This window comes from Paraburkholderia sp. EG286B, assembly GCF_040965655.1.
Lineage (GTDB): Bacteria > Pseudomonadota > Gammaproteobacteria > Burkholderiales > Burkholderiaceae > Paraburkholderia.
Genome location: NZ_JBFRCF010000020.1, coordinates 1 through 14579, shown reverse-complemented (window position 1 = coordinate 14579; position 14579 = coordinate 1). Strand labels below are relative to the sequence as shown.

General features: G+C 60.6%; 9 protein-coding genes, 4 tRNA genes and 1 rRNA gene. All 14 read right to left on the bottom strand.

Annotated elements, in window-relative coordinates; all coding sequences use genetic code 11:
* Window positions 1–215: 215 nt before the first annotated feature.
* Window positions 216–4469: a DNA-directed RNA polymerase subunit beta' gene (gene rpoC / locus AB4Y42_RS32815; protein ID WP_368691422.1), complete on the bottom strand. Its 4254-nt coding sequence runs from the start codon at window positions 4467–4469 to the stop codon at window positions 216–218.
* 21 nt (window positions 4470–4490) lie between these two features.
* Window positions 4491–8597, bottom strand: coding sequence for a DNA-directed RNA polymerase subunit beta (rpoB, locus tag AB4Y42_RS32810; RefSeq protein ID WP_069269333.1), 4107 nt, complete (start codon window positions 8595–8597; stop codon window positions 4491–4493).
* 376 nt (window positions 8598–8973) lie between these two features.
* Window positions 8974–9348, bottom strand: coding sequence for a 50S ribosomal protein L7/L12 (gene rplL / locus AB4Y42_RS32805; protein WP_027821097.1), 375 nt, complete (start codon window positions 9346–9348; stop codon window positions 8974–8976).
* Window positions 9349–9422: 74 nt separating this feature from the next.
* Window positions 9423–9920: a 50S ribosomal protein L10 gene (gene rplJ / locus AB4Y42_RS32800; protein WP_069269335.1), complete on the bottom strand. Its 498-nt coding sequence runs from the start codon at window positions 9918–9920 to the stop codon at window positions 9423–9425.
* Window positions 9921–10230: 310 nt separating this feature from the next.
* A complete protein-coding gene (rplA, locus tag AB4Y42_RS32795; RefSeq protein WP_042272956.1) occupies window positions 10231–10926 on the bottom strand; it encodes a 50S ribosomal protein L1 in 696 nt (231 codons plus the stop codon).
* On the bottom strand, window positions 10927–11358 hold the full coding sequence (gene rplK, locus AB4Y42_RS32790) for a 50S ribosomal protein L11 (protein WP_028208938.1): 432 nt from the start codon (window positions 11356–11358) through the stop codon (window positions 10927–10929). It abuts the gene before it with no gap.
* A 190-nt stretch (window positions 11359–11548) separates the two neighbouring features.
* Entirely contained in the window at window positions 11549–12106 is a 558-nt protein-coding gene (gene nusG, locus AB4Y42_RS32785) for a transcription termination/antitermination protein NusG (protein WP_028208939.1), read from the bottom strand.
* A gap of 1 nt (window position 12107) precedes the next feature.
* A complete protein-coding gene (gene secE, locus AB4Y42_RS32780) occupies window positions 12108–12488 on the bottom strand; it encodes a preprotein translocase subunit SecE (protein ID WP_028208940.1) in 381 nt (126 codons plus the stop codon).
* A 37-nt stretch (window positions 12489–12525) separates the two neighbouring features.
* Window positions 12526–12601, bottom strand: a tRNA-Trp gene (locus AB4Y42_RS32775).
* A gap of 71 nt (window positions 12602–12672) precedes the next feature.
* Window positions 12673–13863: an elongation factor Tu gene (gene tuf / locus AB4Y42_RS32770; protein ID WP_028371383.1), complete on the bottom strand. Its 1191-nt coding sequence runs from the start codon at window positions 13861–13863 to the stop codon at window positions 12673–12675.
* A 108-nt stretch (window positions 13864–13971) separates the two neighbouring features.
* Window positions 13972–14046: transfer RNA gene (locus AB4Y42_RS32765), tRNA-Thr, on the bottom strand.
* A 32-nt stretch (window positions 14047–14078) separates the two neighbouring features.
* Window positions 14079–14152: transfer RNA gene (locus AB4Y42_RS32760), tRNA-Gly, on the bottom strand.
* A 75-nt stretch (window positions 14153–14227) separates the two neighbouring features.
* Window positions 14228–14313, bottom strand: a tRNA-Tyr gene (locus AB4Y42_RS32755).
* A 143-nt stretch (window positions 14314–14456) separates the two neighbouring features.
* Window positions 14457–14570, bottom strand: a 5S ribosomal RNA gene (rrf, locus tag AB4Y42_RS32750).
* Between the last annotated feature and the right edge of the window lie 9 nt (window positions 14571–14579).

The following is a 14579-nucleotide window of genomic DNA, read 5'->3' as shown; positions in this document are numbered from 1 at the left end:
CAGTGTCGTACGAAAAGACCCACACAGGCGGACTTGGCGCGCTACGTTAGCACGCCTCACCGATGTGCGCAGCGAGCGGGCCGGCACTGCGGCACGAGGCCGCAGGCGTAAGCGAGAAACGCGCGCGCCAATAAAAAAGCCGCCCGGTGAAAACCAGGCGGCTTTTGCGAGGGCATGTGAGCCCGCAGCGAAAGGCGGCTTGCGCCGCCCCGCGCTTACTCGTCCGTCGTATGCGGCTGTTGCGGCTGCGGCTCGGCGGCCGGGGTTTCCGGCGTACCGAACTCGAACGCTTCTTCCGCTGCGATCTGGTCGAAACGCTCGCGATCCGACGATTCCTTCGCACGGCGCGCCTTGTGGAAGGCGAGACCCGTACCAGCCGGAATCAGACGACCGACGATTACGTTTTCCTTCAGGCCACGCAGATCGTCGCGCTTGCCCATGATCGCCGCTTCGGTCAGCACGCGGGTCGTTTCCTGGAACGATGCCGCCGAGATGAACGAATCGGTCGAGAGCGATGCCTTCGTAATACCCAGCAGCACGTTCTCGTACGTTGCCGGGCGCTTGTCCTCGGCGTTCATCTTGTCGTTTTCGTCCAGCATGTCCGAACGCTCGACCTGCTCGCCCGGGATGAAGCGCGTATCACCGTTGTCGGTGATCTGCACACGACGCAGCATCTGACGCACGATCACTTCGATGTGCTTGTCGTTGATCTTCACGCCCTGCAGACGGTACACGTCCTGCACTTCGTCCACGATGTAACGCGACAGCGCCTCGATCCCCTGCAGACGCAGGATGTCGTGCGGATCGGCCGGGCCGTCCACGATCATTTCGCCCTTGTTGACGACCTGACCGTCGTGGACCAGCACCTGCTTTTCCTTCGCGATCAGGAACTCGTGCTGATTGCCTTCGAGGTCCGTGATAACGAGACGCTGCTTGCCCTTCGTGTCCTTACCGAACGACGTCGTACCCGTGACTTCCGCCAGAATACCTGCGTCCTTCGGCGAACGTGCTTCGAACAGTTCCGCCACACGCGGCAGACCACCGGTAATGTCACGCGTCTTCTGGGCTTCGGTCGGGATACGTGCGAGCACTTCACCGACCTGCACCTGCTGACCGTCCTTCACGGTGATCAGTGCGCCGACCTGGAAGCCGATCTGCACCGAATGCTCCGTGCCCGGGATCTTCACTTCGTCGCCGTTCGCGTCGAGCAGCTTGACCTGCGGACGCACGCTCTTCGCCGCCTGCGAACCGCGGCGCTTCACGTCGATCACGACGAGGGTCGACAGACCCGTGACGTCGTCGATCTGCTTGGCCACGGTCACGCCTTCCTCGACGTTCTCGAACTTCACCGTACCGCCGTACTCGGTGATGATCGGACGCGTGAGCGGATCCCACGTTGCGAGCTGCGTACCGGCCTTGATCGCTGCGCCATCGAGCTGCAGCAGCGTCGCGCCGTACGGCACCTTGTGACGCTCGCGCTCGCGGCCGTGATCGTCGGCGATGATGGCTTCGCCCGAACGCGAGATGACGACCTGCTCGCCCTTCGCATTCGTAACGTAACGCATCGTCGCCGTGAAGCGCACGGTACCGTTCGACTTGGCTTCCACCGACGAGGCCACTGCCGCACGCGACGCCGCACCACCGATGTGGAACGTACGCATCGTGAGCTGCGTGCCCGGTTCGCCGATCGACTGTGCTGCGATCACGCCGACGGCTTCGCCGACGTTCACGCGCGAACCACGGCCCAGGTCGCGGCCATAGCACGATGCGCACAGACCGTAACGCGTTTCGCAGGTCAGCGGCGTGCGCACGCGCACTTCGTCGATGCCGAGGCTTTCGATCGTTTCGACCGCGTCTTCGTCGAGCAGGTCGCCCGAAGCGTAGATCGTTTCCTGCGTTTCCGGATTGACGACGTCCGCCACCGCCACACGGCCGAGAATACGGTCGCGCAGCGCTTCGACGACTTCACCGCCTTCCACGAGGGCCTTCATCGCCACGCCGTTCGACGTGCCGCAATCTTCCTCGACGACCACGAGATCCTGCGTGACGTCGACGAGACGACGCGTCAGGTAACCCGAGTTCGCGGTCTTCAGTGCCGTATCAGCCAGACCCTTACGTGCACCGTGGGTCGAGATGAAGTACTGCAACACGTTCAGACCTTCGCGGAAGTTCGCGGTAATCGGCGTTTCGATAATCGAGCCGTCCGGCTTCGCCATCAGGCCGCGCATACCCGCCAGCTGGCGAATCTGGGTTGCGGAACCCCGCGCGCCCGAGTCGGCCATCATGTAGATCGAGTTGAACGATTCCTGACGCGTTTCCTTGCCGTCGCGGTCGATCACCGGTTCCGTCGCGAGCTGCTCCATCATCGCCTTGCCGACCGCTTCCGACGTGTTCGACCAGATGTCGACCACGTTGTTGTAGCGTTCCTGCGCGGTGACGAGACCCGACATGTACTGACGGTCGTACTCCTTCACCTTCTTCGCGGCTTCGCCGACGATGGTTTCCTTCTGCGGCGGCACGAGCATGTCGTCCACGCAGATCGAAATACCGGCGCGCGTTGCGAGGCGGAAGCCCGACTGCATCAGCTGGTCAGCGAAGATCACCGTTTCGCGCAGACCGCACTTGCGGAACGCGGTGTTGATCAGACGCGAAATTTCCTTCTTCTTCAGCGGCTTGTTCAGCACCGAGAACGGCAGACCCGGCGGCAGGATTTCCGACAGGATCGAACGGCCGACCGTGGTCGCGTACAGCGAGATCTTCGGCACGAATGCCGGTGCGCCTTCCGACTTGTCCTCGTTGTGGACCATTTCGGTAATACGCACGTTCACGCGCGAGGCCAGCTCGACTTCCTTGTTCTCGTACGCGCGCAGCACTTCCGACACGCCCGTGAACGTCATGCCTTCGCCCTTGCCGTTGATCGCTTCACGCGTGGCGTAGTACAGACCCAGCACGATATCCTGCGACGGCACGATCGACGGATCGCCGTTGGCCGGGAACAGGACGTTGTTCGACGCGAGCATGAGCGTACGCGCTTCCATCTGCGCTTCGAGCGACAGCGGAACGTGAACGGCCATCTGGTCACCGTCGAAGTCGGCGTTGAACGCCGCGCAAACGAGCGGGTGCAGCTGGATTGCCTTACCTTCGATCAGCACCGGCTCGAAAGCCTGGATGCCAAGACGGTGCAGCGTCGGCGCACGGTTGAGCATGACCGGGTGCTCGCGGATCACCTCTTCGAGGATGTCCCACACCACCGGCGTCTGGTTCTCGACTTCCTTCTTCGCAGCCTTGATGGTCGTGGCAACGCCCATCGTTTCCAGCTTGTTGAAGATGAACGGCTTGAACAGTTCGAGCGCCATCAGCTTCGGCAGACCGCACTGGTGCAGCTTGAGCGTCGGACCCACCACGATGACCGAACGGCCCGAGTAGTCCACGCGCTTGCCCAGCAGGTTCTGACGGAAGCGGCCGCCCTTACCCTTGATCATGTCGGCGAGCGACTTCAGCGGACGCTTGTTCGCGCCCGTCATCGCCTTGCCGCGACGACCGTTGTCGAGCAGCGAGTCCACGGCTTCCTGGAGCATCCGCTTTTCGTTGCGGACGATGATCTCCGGCGCCTTGAGCTCGAGCAGACGCTTCAGACGGTTGTTACGGTTGATGACGCGGCGATACAGATCGTTCAGGTCCGAAGTCGCGAAACGGCCACCGTCCAGCGGCACCAGCGGACGCAGTTCGGGCGGCAGCACCGGCAGCACTTCGAGCACCATCCATTCGGGCTTGATGCCCGAACGCTGGAAAGCCTCGAGCACCTTCAGGCGCTTCGCGTACTTCTTGATCTTCGCTTCCGAGCCGGTGTTCTTCAGCTCGGTGCGCAGCGTCTCGACCTGTTCGTCGATGTTGATCGCGCGCAGCAGTTCGCGCACGCCTTCCGCGCCCATTTCGGCACGGAATTCGTCACCGTACTCTTCGACCTTGTTGTAGTAATCCTCTTCGGTCATGATCTGCCGCGCCTTCAGCGGCGTCATGCCCGGTTCGATCACCACGTATGCTTCGAAGTACAGCACGCGCTCGATGTCGCGCAGCGTCATGTCGAGCACCATGCCCAGACGCGACGGCAGCGACTTCAGGAACCAGATGTGCGCGACCGGCGAGGCCAGCTCGATGTGGCCCATGCGTTCGCGACGCACCTTCGCCAGCGTGACTTCAACGCCGCACTTCTCGCAGATCACGCCACGGTGCTTCAGGCGCTTGTACTTGCCGCACAGGCACTCGTAGTCCTTGATCGGCCCGAAGATCTTCGCGCAGAACAGACCATCCCGTTCCGGCTTGAAGGTACGGTAGTTGATGGTCTCCGGCTTCTTCACTTCGCCGAACGACCACGAGCGGATCTTGTCCGGCGAGGCCAGACCGATCTTGATCGCGTCAAAAACTTCTTCTTGTTGGACTTGCTTGAATAGATCGAGCAGAGCTTTCATTGCCTTCTCTCCGTAGTCCGATTAGTTGCGGTCGAGGTCGATGTCGATGCCGAGCGAGCGGATTTCCTTCACCAGCACATTGAAGGATTCCGGCATGCCCGCGTCGATCACGTGGTCGCCCTTGACGAGGTTCTCGTACACCTTCGTCCGGCCCGTCACGTCATCGGACTTCACCGTCAACATTTCCTGCAGCACATACGAAGCGCCATACGCTTCGAGCGCCCACACTTCCATTTCACCGAAGCGCTGACCACCGAATTGCGCCTTACCACCCAGCGGCTGCTGCGTGACGAGCGAGTACGGACCCGTCGAACGCGCGTGCATCTTGTCGTCGACAAGGTGGTGCAGCTTCAGGTAGTGCATGTAGCCCACGGTCACCGTACGCTCGAACATCTCGCCCGTGCGGCCGTCGTACAGACGCACCTGGTTCTTCGAGGGCGTCATGCCGAGGTTCTGGGCGACGTCGTCCGGGAATGCCAGATCGAGCATCTTGCCCATTTCCTCTTCGGTCGCACCGTCGAACACCGGCGTTGCGAACGGCACGCCTTCGCGCAGGTTCTTCGCGAGTTCGAGGATCTCGTCGTCGCTGAAGCTGTCGAGGTCTTCCTTGTGGCCCGATTCGTTGTAGATCTTCGTGAGGAACTCACGCAGCTCTGCAACCTTCGTCTGACGCGCAAGCATCTCGCCAATACGCCAGCCCAGACCCTTCGCGGCCCAACCGAGGTGCACTTCGAGAACCTGACCCACGTTCATCCGTGACGGCACGCCCAGCGGGTTCAGCACGACGTCTGCCGGACGGCCATCGGCCATGTACGGCATGTCTTCGATCGGAACGATCTTCGACACCACACCCTTGTTACCGTGACGGCCTGCCATCTTGTCGCCAGGCTGCAGACGGCGCTTCACCGCGAGGTACACCTTGACCATCTTCAGCACGCCCGGCGGCAGTTCGTCGCCTTGCGTGAGCTTCTTGCGCTTCTCTTCGAAGGCCAGATCGAACTGGTGACGCTTCTCTTCGATCGAGTTCTTGATCGCTTCGAGCTGCGCCGCTGCTTCTTCGTCCGCGAGGCGGATGTCGAACCAGTGGTAGTGATCCAGATCTTCGAGGTACGCGCGCTCGATCTTCGTGCCCTTCGCGAGCTTCTTCGGACCGCCGTTGGCGACCTTGCCTTCGAGCATGCGGGCGAGACGCTGGAACGCGTCGCCTTCCACGATGCGCAGCTGGTCGTTCAGGTCGAGGCGATAGCGCTTCAGTTCATCGTCGATGATCTGTTGAGCACGCTTGTCGCGCTGGATGCCTTCACGCGTGAACACCTGCACGTCGATGACCGTGCCGCTCATGCCCGAGGGCACGCGCAGCGACGTATCCTTCACGTCCGAAGCCTTCTCGCCGAAGATCGCGCGCAGCAGCTTTTCTTCCGGCGTGAGCTGGGTTTCGCCCTTCGGCGTGACCTTGCCCACGAGCACGTCGCCCGCTTCGACTTCCGCGCCGATGTACACGATGCCCGACTCGTCGAGACGGCCAAGCTGCACTTCCGCGAGGTTCGAAATGTCGCGCGTGATTTCTTCCGGTCCGAGCTTCGTGTCGCGTGCAACGACATTCAGTTCTTCGATGTGGATCGACGTGTAACGGTCGTCCGCAACCACCTTCTCCGAGATCAGGATCGAGTCTTCGAAGTTGTAGCCGTTCCACGGCATGAACGCGATCAGCATGTTCTGGCCGAGCGCGAGCTCGCCCAGATCGGTCGATGCGCCGTCAGCCAGCACGTCGCCGCGCGCAACCTTGTCGCCCATCTTCACGATCGGACGCTGGTTGATGTTCGTGTTCTGGTTCGAACGCGTGTACTTGATGAGGTTGTAGATGTCCACACCCACTTCACCAGCAACCGCTTCGTCGTCGTTCACACGAATCACGATACGGCCTGCATCGACGTAGTCGACCACGCCGCCACGCAGCGCCTGAACCGTCGTACCCGAGTCGACCGCAACGGTGCGCTCGATACCCGTACCGACGACCGGCTTTTCCGGACGCAGGCAAGGCACGGCCTGACGCTGCATGTTCGAGCCCATCAGTGCACGGTTCGCGTCGTCGTGCTCGAGGAACGGAATCAGCGAGGCTGCAACCGAGACGATCTGCGACGGCGCCACGTCCATGTACTGGATGCGGTCCGGCGTGACCATCAGCGTTTCGCCCGCTTCACGCGACGAAACCAGTTCGTCGGTCAGCGTGCCGTCTTCAGCCACCGCCGCGTTCGCCTGAGCGATCACGTAACGGCCTTCTTCGATCGCCGACAGGTAGTCGATCTGGTCGGTCACCTTGCCGTCTGCCACCTTGCGATACGGCGTTTCGAGGAAGCCGTATTCGTTCAGGTGCGCGTACAGTGCGAGCGAGTTGATCAGACCGATGTTCGGACCTTCCGGCGTCTCAATCGGACACACGCGGCCGTAGTGGGTCGGGTGCACGTCGCGGACTTCGAAGCCTGCGCGCTCGCGCGTCAGACCGCCCGGGCCCAGTGCGGAAACACGACGCTTGTGCGTGATTTCCGAGAGCGGGTTGGTCTGGTCCATGAACTGCGACAGCTGCGACGAACCGAAGAACTCGCGAATCGCCGACGAAATCGGCTTCGAGTTGATCAGGTCGTGCGGCATCAGGTTTTCGCTTTCGGCCTGGCCGAGGCGTTCCTTCACGGCACGTTCGACGCGCACGAGACCCGCGCGGAACTGGTTTTCCGCGAGTTCGCCCACGCAACGCACGCGACGGTTGCCGAGGTGGTCGATGTCGTCCACTTCGCCCTTGCCGTTACGCAGCTCGACGAGGATCTTGATGGTCGCGAGGATGTCGTCGTCCTGCAGCGTCATCGGGCCGACGATTTCGTCACGGCCCACGCGGCGGTTGAACTTCATACGACCCACCTTCGAGAGGTCGTACGCTTCTTCGCTGTAGAACAGGCGGTTGAACAGCGCCTCGACCGCTTCTTCGGTCGGCGGCTCGCCCGGACGCATCATGCGGTAGATCGCGATGCGCGCGGCCATCTTGTCGGCGGTTTCGTCGATACGCAGCGTCGACGAGATGTACGGACCCTGGTCCAGATCGTTCGTGTAGAGCGTCTGGATGTCCTTGATCTTCGCTTCGCGCAGCTTCTCGAGCACGCTTTCGGTGATCTCGTCGTTCGCGTTCGCGATCACTTCGCCCGTGTCGCCGTCGACGACGTTCTTCGCGAGAACGCGACCGAGCAGATAATCTTCGGGGACCGAAATGTACGTCGTCTTCGCGCTTTCGAGGTCGCGAATGTGCTTCGCGTTGATGCGCTTGTCCTTCTGGACAATGACCTTGCCTTCGCGATCGCTGATGTCGAAGCGCGCGACTTCACCGCGCAGACGCTCCGGTACGAACTCCATCTGCGCGCCTTCCGGCATCAGCGTGAAGTTGTCGAACACGAAGAAGTTCGCGAGGATCTGTTCCGGCGTGAGGCCGATGGCCTTCAGCAGGATCGTGACCGGCATCTTGCGGCGACGGTCGACGCGGAAGTACAGCACGTCCTTCGGGTCGAACTCGAAGTCGAGCCACGAACCGCGGTAAGGAATGATACGGGCCGAGAAGAGCAGCTTGCCCGAGCTGTGCGTCTTGCCCTTGTCGTGTTCGAAGAACACGCCAGGCGAGCGATGCAGCTGCGAGACGATGACACGCTCGGTGCCGTTGATGACGAACGAACCAGTCGGCGTCATGAGCGGAATTTCGCCCATGTACACTTCCTGTTCCTTCACTTCCTTGACGACCGGCTTGCTCGGCGATTCCTTGTCGAGCAGGACGAGACGGACCTTGGCGCGCAGCGCCGAGCAGTACGTCAAACCGCGTTGCTGGCATTCCTTGATGTTGAATGCCGGCGACGACAGCATGTAGCTGACGAACTCTAGACGAGCAAAGCCGTTATGGGAAACAATAGGAAAAACGGACGAAAACGCTGCCTGCAGACCTTCCGGTTTGCGTTGTGCGGTCGCCGTTTCTGCTTGCAGGAATGTGCTGAATGATTCAAGCTGGGTAGCCAGCAGGAAAGGAACCTGGTGAACGATGGGGCGTTTCGCGAAACTCTTGCGAATACGCTTCTTCTCGGTGAAGGAATAGTGCATACGATCTCCGAATCACGGCGGGTAGGACGACCCGAGTGTTCACCGACTGAGACCCGATGGCTTCGCGAGCCCTGGAAGCTTGGTGGTTGGCCTCTACCAACCGCTGGCTGACGGCAACGGATTTCGGCTTGTCATAACGTGCCCGCTGCCCGACCAAACTTGCCTTCTGCAGTCGCTTCAGAAGACAAAGAGAAGCGTCGTGCGCACAGATCATGCCCTTGAGGCACTCACCCGGCGAAAGACGTTTTTCTTTGGCTTCTGGATCCCGCATCCCGCCTCCGACTTCTAAAAAATCGAACACAAAAACGCAGAATCCACAAAGCACAAAAAGGCCGGCGGTGTAAAAACCGCCAGCCTTCGCACAGCGCGCTGAAACTTACTTGATTTCAGCCTTCGCGCCGGCTTCTTCCAGCTTCTTCTTGGCTTCTTCAGCAGCAGCCTTGGGCACCGCTTCCTTCACGGGCTTCGGTGCGCCGTCGACCAGGTCCTTCGCTTCCTTCAGGCCGAGACCCGTCAGTTCACGAACGGCCTTAATGACCGAAACCTTGTTTGCGCCGGCTTCGAGCAGGTTGACCGTGAATTCGGTCTGCTCTTCAGCAGCAGCAGCAGCGCCGCCGCCTGCCGGGCCAGCGACTGCCACAGCAGCTGCCGACACGCCAAACTTCTCTTCGAACGCCTTGACCAGTTCGTTCAGTTCAAGAACCGACATCGAGCCAACGGCTTCGAGGATGTCTTCTTTTGCGATTGCCATTTGAAATTACTCCAGATTTGAATTCGGAAACAGCTAGCGATCTTTCTCGCTCTTGCTCGTTCGTCTGCCTGAAATCAGGCAGCTTCTGCTTGCTTCTTCTCCGCCAGCGCGGCCAGAGCACGCGCGAAGCCGGAAACAGGAGCTTGCATAACGAACAGCAGCTTCGAGAGCAGTTCTTCGCGGCTCGGGATGTTGGCCAGCGCTTGCACGCCTGCCACGTCCATCACCTTGCCTTCGTAGGAACCAGCCTTGATGACCAACTTGTCATTGCCCTTCGCGAAGTCATTGACGACCTTCGCAGCAGCAATTGCATCTTCCGAGATGCCGTAGATCAGGGGGCCAGTCATCTGCTCTGCCAGCGGAGCAAACGGGGTACCTTCGACAGCGCGACGCGCCAGCGTGTTCTTCAACACGCGGAGGTACACCTGCTGCTCACGCGCTTTCGCGCGCAGCTTGGTCAGATCGCCAACCGCGATTCCACGATACTCGGCCAGCACCATGGTCTGAGCCTTCGCGACTTGCGCGGAGACTTCAGCCACGACGGCCTGCTTACCTTCTTTGTTCAGTGGCACGGTTAACCTCCAGATTCGACACACTTTGCTTTCGCTACATGTGCCGCGTTCAACAACGGCGACCGACCAGTCCGGAGTAAATCAGTTTGCATCGTCAGGCGTTACCGCCTGCATCCGCTCACATCAGCACTTCAAAACCTTTTCGGGTTCGCCATCTGCGTTGGCTTTGCATTAAGGAAGCACCCAACTGCTGCACTTCCGCCAACGGTCTTTGACAACCGGTTGCACCGCGCTTACCGCCGCTGCACAACCGCCCAAAGCCCTTTAAATCCGCGCTGCAGCCCTTTCGAGCTTCAACGCGGCAAAACTATTACGCTGCGAGCGACGTCTGGTCGACGCGAACGCCAACGCCCATCGTGCTCGAGACAGCGATCTTGCGCAGGTACACGCCCTTGCTCGTTGCCGGCTTCGCCTTGGTCAGCGCGTCGAGGAGCGCGTCCAGGTTGCTGCGCAGCGCGGTCGGCTCGAACGATGCACGGCCGATGGTGGCGTGGATGATACCGGCCTTGTCGACACGGAATTGCACCTGACCCGCCTTCGCGTTCTTGACCGCGGTCGCCACGTCCGGCGTCACGGTGCCGACCTTCGGGTTCGGCATGAGGCCGCGCGGGCCGAGGATCTGACCGAGCGTACCGACGACGCGCATCGTGTCCGGCGAAGCGATCACGATGTCGAAGTTCAGGTTGCCGCCCTTGATCTGCTCGGCGAGGTCTTCCATACCGACGATCTCTGCGCCTGCTGCCTTGGCTTGTTCAGCCTTTTCACCTTGCGCGAACACTGCAACGCGGACCGACTTGCCGGTACCTGCGGGCAGAACGACCGAGCCGCGAACGACCTGGTCCGACTTCTTCGCATCGATGCCGAGCTGCACTGCGACGTCGATCGACTCGTCGAACTTCGCCGTGGCGCATTCCTTCACGAGCGACAGTGCGTCGCCGATCGGGTACTGTTTTTGGCGGTCGATCTTGGCAGCCAGTGCCTTTTGACGCTTGGAAACCTTAGCCATTTACACACCCTCCACGATGATGCCCATCGAGCGGGCGCTACCAGCGATCGTGCGAACCGCTGCATCCATATCGGCTGCCGTAAGGTCCGGCATCTTGGTCTTGGCGATTTCCTCGGCTTGCGCGCGGGTGATCGTAGCGACCTTGTCCGTATGCGGCTTGGCCGAACCCTTGTCGACCTTCGCTGCCTTCTTGATCAGAATCGTGGCCGGCGGCGTCTTCAGGATGAACGTGAAGCTCTTGTCCGCGAATGCCGTGATCACGACCGGCGTCGGCAGACCCGGTTCCATCGCTTGAGTCTGCGCGTTGAACGCCTTGCAGAACTCCATGATGTTCAGGCCGCGCTGACCCAGTGCCGGACCGACCGGCGGCGACGGGTTGGCTTTACCTGCAGGAATCTGCAGCTTGATAAAGCCGATGATTTTCTTTGCCATGTTGAAACCTCTTTGGAACGCGTGAGCGTTCTGGTGAGTGGTAGCGCGCGTTCGCCACAATCTTCGCTGTGCCAACTGCTTTGGCGGCATCTACAGCCGATTAGACTACTGGCGCTCCTCTACGGCCATAACGCGGACCGTAAGCGCGGAAAAACGGATCGCACCCGAGGCGCGATCCGTAGTATTCGATTTACAGCTTTTCGACCTGGCCGAATTCGAGTTCGACCGGTGTGGCGCGACCGAAAATGGTGACGGAGACCCGGACGCGCGACTTTTCGTAGTTGACTTCTTCGACGCTGCCGTTGAAGTCCGTGAACGGACCTTCCTTCACGCGGACCATCTCGCCGACTTCGAACAGGGTCTTGGGGCGCGGCTTCTCAACGCCTTCCTGCATCTGCGACATGATCTTTTCGACTTCGCGCGGCGAAATCGGGCTCGGGCGATTACGCGCCCCGCCGACGAAACCGGTCACCTTTGCCGTGTTCTTCACGAGGTGCCACGTTTCGTCCGTCATTTCCATCTCGACCAGGACGTAGCCCGGAAAGAAACGACGCTCGGTCACCGATTTGTGACCACCCTTCACCTCGACCACTTCTTCAGTCGGCACGAGGATCTGGCCAAACTTGTCCTGCATGCCAGCACGTTCGATGCGCTCCTGAAGCGCACGTTGCACGCTCTTCTCCATGCCGGAGTAGGCGTGCACCACATACCAACGTTTTCCGCTCGGGGATGCCGGTGTATCGCTCATATCATTTCCAACCCAGAATCGCCGAGAAAATCACCCACTCGATGGATTTGTCGCAAACCCACAGAATGATGGCCATGGCCAGCACAAAACCGAAGACCACCAGGGTCGTTTGCGTGGCCTCTTTGCGAGTCGGCCAGACGACCTTGCGAACTTCCTTGTACGAGTCTTTGGCAAACGCGATGAAGCTCTTGCCGGGCGCCGAGAGAAGACCGACCACCACCCCCGCGATCACGCCCACTGCGAGCGCTGCACCGCGGACATACCACTCCTGGCTACCGAGCCAGTAGAACCCTACGAACCCGGCCACAACCAACAATACGCCCGCCGCAAGCATCAGCTTGTCGCTGGAAGTATTAACAGTTTCGACGGAAGGATTCGCCATAACACCTTAAAGAACAACGCGCCTGAGCGCGAGAAGTTGGCAGGGGCAGAGGGAATCGAACCCCCAACCTTCGGTTTTGGAGACCGACGCTCTGCCAGTTGAGCTATACCCCTAAACCATTTTGGGGTTGGCGGCATCGCCAACCCCGAAACCACTTAGTCGATCAACGAGACTGGCAAAAAACTTACTCGATGATCTTTGCAACCACGCCGGCGCCGACGGTACGGCCACCTTCGCGGATTGCGAAGCGCAGACCTTCTTCCATCGCGATCGGAGCGATCAGCTTCACCGTGATCGACACGTTGTCGCCCGGCATGACCATTTCCTTGTCCTTCGGCAGCTCGATCGAGCCCGTCACGTCCGTCGTACGGAAGTAGAACTGCGGACGGTAGTTGTTGAAGAACGGCGTGTGACGGCCGCCTTCGTCCTTGCTCAGCACGTACACTTCAGCCGTGAAGTGCGTGTGCGGCGTGATCGAACCCGGCTTGGCCAGCACCTGGCCACGCTCCACGTCTTCACGCTTCGTGCCGCGCAGCAGGATACCCACGTTGTCGCCTGCCTGACCCTGGTCGAGCAGCTTGCGGAACATTTCCACGCCCGTGCAGGTCGTCTTCACCGTCGGCTTGATACCGACGATTTCGATTTCCTCGCCGACCTTGACGATGCCGCGCTCGACGCGACCCGTCACCACCGTGCCGCGACCCGAGATCGAGAACACGTCTTCCACCGGCATCAGGAAGGCGCCGTCAACTGCGCGCTCCGGCGTCGGGATGTACGTGTCCAGTGCGTCGGCCAGGTTCATGATCGCCACCTCACCCAGTTCGCCCTTGTCGCCTTCCAGCGCCAGCTTGGCCGAACCCTTGATGATCGGCGTGTCGTCGCCCGGGAAGTCGTACTTCGACAGGAGCTCGCGCACTTCCATTTCGACCAGCTCGAGCAGCTCGGCGTCGTCGACCATGTCGCACTTGTTCAGGAACACGATGATGTAAGGCACGCCGACCTGACGGGCGAGCAGGATGTGCTCACGCGTTTGCGGCATCGGGCCGTCAGCGGCCGAGCACACCAGGATCGCGCCGTCCATCTGCGCCGCGCCCGTGATCATGTTCTTCACGTAGTCAGCGTGGCCCGGGCAGTCGACGTGTGCGTAGTGGCGGTTAGCCGTTTCGTACTCGACGTGCGCGGTGTTGATGGTAATACCACGTGCCTTTTCTTCCGGCGCTGCGTCGATCTGGTCGTACGCCTTCGCTTCGCCGCCGAACTTCGCGGTCAGAACCGTCGTGATCGCTGCCGTCAGCGTGGTCTTGCCGTGGTCAACGTGACCGATCGTGCCCACGTTCACGTGCGGCTTGGTCCGCTCAAACTTACCCTTGGCCATTTTCGACTCCTAAGAGGATTTTTCCGTACGTTGCGCGGGGCGCGCAAACAATCACTGGCTTGCTGCTGCCTGCTCGATGCGGGGCTTTAGACGCCCGCTAGATCCGGCTGGTGCCCATGGGCAGGATCGAACTGCCGACCTCTCCCTTACCAAGGGAGTGCTCTACCACTGAGCCACATGGGCGAAAACTGCTCTGAACCGCTTTAATGCTTCGCTGGAGCGGGTGAAGGGAATCGAACCCTCGTCGTAAGCTTGGAAGGCTTCTGCTCTACCATTGAGCTACACCCGCGAGGTTCGCCGGCCATTTCGATCGCGCAGCTGCTAGCGCAATCTTTACCGGCCCGTCACTGCTACAGCTGAATTCTGGTGGAGGAGGTTGGATTCGAACCAACGTAGGCGTAAGCCAACAGATTTACAGTCTGCCCCCTTTAGCCACTCGGGCACCCCTCCGCAGAGAACTGATGATTATGGGGGAACATCCGAATCGTGTCAAGCACTTTGTTCGGCGTCGATCCCACAACGCTCTCACTTATAGGGAGAGCGGAAAAGCAAAAACCCCGGCTTTTTAGGGCCGGGGTCTCGCTTGTAGAGGAGCCTGACGATTACCTACTTTCACACGGGCAATCCGCACTATCATCGGCGTGGAGCTGTTTCACGGTCCTGTTCGGGATGGGAAGGGGTGGGACCAGCTCGCTATGGTCATCAGGCATGACGGG

Bases quoted from the DNA above. Each gene is read 5' to 3' on its own strand.
- rpoC (WP_368691422.1), bottom strand. From the start codon at position 4,469: ATGAAAGCTCTGCTCGATCTATTCAAGCAAGTCCAACAAGAAGAAGTT.
- rpoB (WP_069269333.1), bottom strand. From the start codon at position 8,597: ATGCACTATTCCTTCACCGAGAAGAAGCGTATTCGCAAGAGTTTCGCG.
- rplL (WP_027821097.1), bottom strand. From the start codon at position 9,348: ATGGCAATCGCAAAAGAAGACATCCTCGAAGCCGTTGGCTCGATGTCG.
- rplA (WP_042272956.1), bottom strand. From the start codon at position 10,926: ATGGCTAAGGTTTCCAAGCGTCAAAAGGCACTGGCTGCCAAGATCGAC.
- rplK (WP_028208938.1), bottom strand. From the start codon at position 11,358: ATGGCAAAGAAAATCATCGGCTTTATCAAGCTGCAGATTCCTGCAGGT.
- nusG (WP_028208939.1), bottom strand. From the start codon at position 12,106: ATGAGCGATACACCGGCATCCCCGAGCGGAAAACGTTGGTATGTGGTG.
- secE (WP_028208940.1), bottom strand. From the start codon at position 12,488: ATGGCGAATCCTTCCGTCGAAACTGTTAATACTTCCAGCGACAAGCTG.
- tuf (WP_028371383.1), bottom strand. From the start codon at position 13,863: ATGGCCAAGGGTAAGTTTGAGCGGACCAAGCCGCACGTGAACGTGGGC.